This window comes from Stenotrophomonas sp. MYb238, from assembly GCF_009496535.1.
Classification (GTDB): domain Bacteria; phylum Pseudomonadota; class Gammaproteobacteria; order Xanthomonadales; family Xanthomonadaceae; genus Stenotrophomonas.
This window is the reverse complement of record NZ_WIDL01000056.1, coordinates 1-1,593: the sequence shown is the minus strand read 5'-3', so window position 1 is coordinate 1,593 and position 1,593 is coordinate 1. Positions and strand designations below refer to the sequence as shown.

Sequence of the window (1,593 nt, the reverse complement as noted above, 5' to 3'; positions counted from 1 at the left end):
AATCTTATCTGGTAAAGCGAATGATTAGAGGCCTTAGGGTCGAAACGATCTTAACCTATTCTCAAACTTTAAATGGGTAAGAACCTTAACTTTCTTGATATGAAGTTCAAGGTTATGATATAATGTGCCCAGTGGGCCACTTTTGGTAAGCAGAACTGGCGCTGTGGGATGAACCAAACGTAATGTTACGGTGCCCAAATTAACAACTCATGCAGATACCATGAAAGGCGTTGGTTGCTTAAAACAGCAGGACGGTGATCATGGAAGTCGAAATCCGCTAAGGAGTGTGTAACAACTCACCTGCCGAAGCAACTAGCCCTTAAAATGGATGGCGCTTAAGTTGTATACCTATACATTACCGCTAAAGTAGATGATTTATATTACTTGTGATATAAATTTTGAAACTTTAGTGAGTAGGAAGGTACAATGGTATGCGTAGAAGTGTTTGGCGTAAGCCTGCATGGAGCTGCCATTGGTACAGATCTTGGTGGTAGTAGCAAATAATCGAATGAGACCTTGGAGGACTGAAGTGGAGAAGGGTTTCGTGTGAACAGTGGTTGATCACGAGTTAGTCGGTCCTAAGTTCAAGGCGAAAGCCGAAAATTTTCAAGTAAAACAAAAATGCCTAACTATATAAACAAAGCGAATTATAATACACTTGAATAATTTTGAACGAAAGGGAATACGGTTCCAATTCCGTAACCTGTTGAGTATCCGTTTGTTATTAAATATGGGCCTCGTGCTCATCCTGGCAACAGGAACGACCATAAAGAAGCCGTCGAGAGATATCGGAAGAGTTTTCTTTTCTGTTTTATAGCCGTACTACCATGGAAGTCTTTCGCAGAGAGATATGGTAGATGGGCTAGAAGAGCATGACATATACTGTTGTGTCGATATTTTCTCCTCGGACCTTGAAAATTTATGGTGGGGACACGCAAACTTCTCAACAGGCCGTACCAATATCCGCAGCTGGTCTCCAAGGTGAAGAGTCTCTAGTCGATAGAATAATGTAGGTAAGGGAAGTCGGCAAATTAGATCCGTAACTTCGGGATAAGGATTGGCTCTGAAGATTGAGATAGTCGGGCTTGATTGGGAAACAATAACATGGTTTATGTGCTCGTTCTGGGTAAATAGAGTTTCTAGCATTTATGTTAGTTACTTGTTCCCCGGATAGTTTAGTTACGTAGCCAATTGTGGAACTTTCTTGCTAAAATTTTTAAGAATACTATTTGGGTTAAACCAATTAGTTCTTATTAATTATAACGATTATCAATTAACAATCAATTCAGAACTGGCACGGACTTGGGGAATCCGACTGTCTAATTAAAACAAAGCATTGTGATGGCCCTAGCGGGTGTTGACACAATGTGATTTCTGCCCAGTGCTCTGAATGTCAAAGTGAAGAAATTCAAGTAAGCGCGGGTCAACGGCGGGAGTAACTATGACTCTCTTAAGGTAGCCAAATGCCTCGTCATCTAATTAGTGACGCGCATGAATGGATTAACGAGATTCCTACTGTCCCTATCTACTATCTAGCGAAACCACAGCCAAGGGAACGGGCTTGGAATAATTAGCGGGGAAAGAAGACCCTTT

General features: G+C 41.3%; 1 rRNA gene. It reads left to right on the top strand.

Annotated elements, in window-relative coordinates:
- A 23S ribosomal RNA gene (locus tag CQ393_RS18140) occupies positions 1-1,593 on the top strand; the annotation flags it as partial.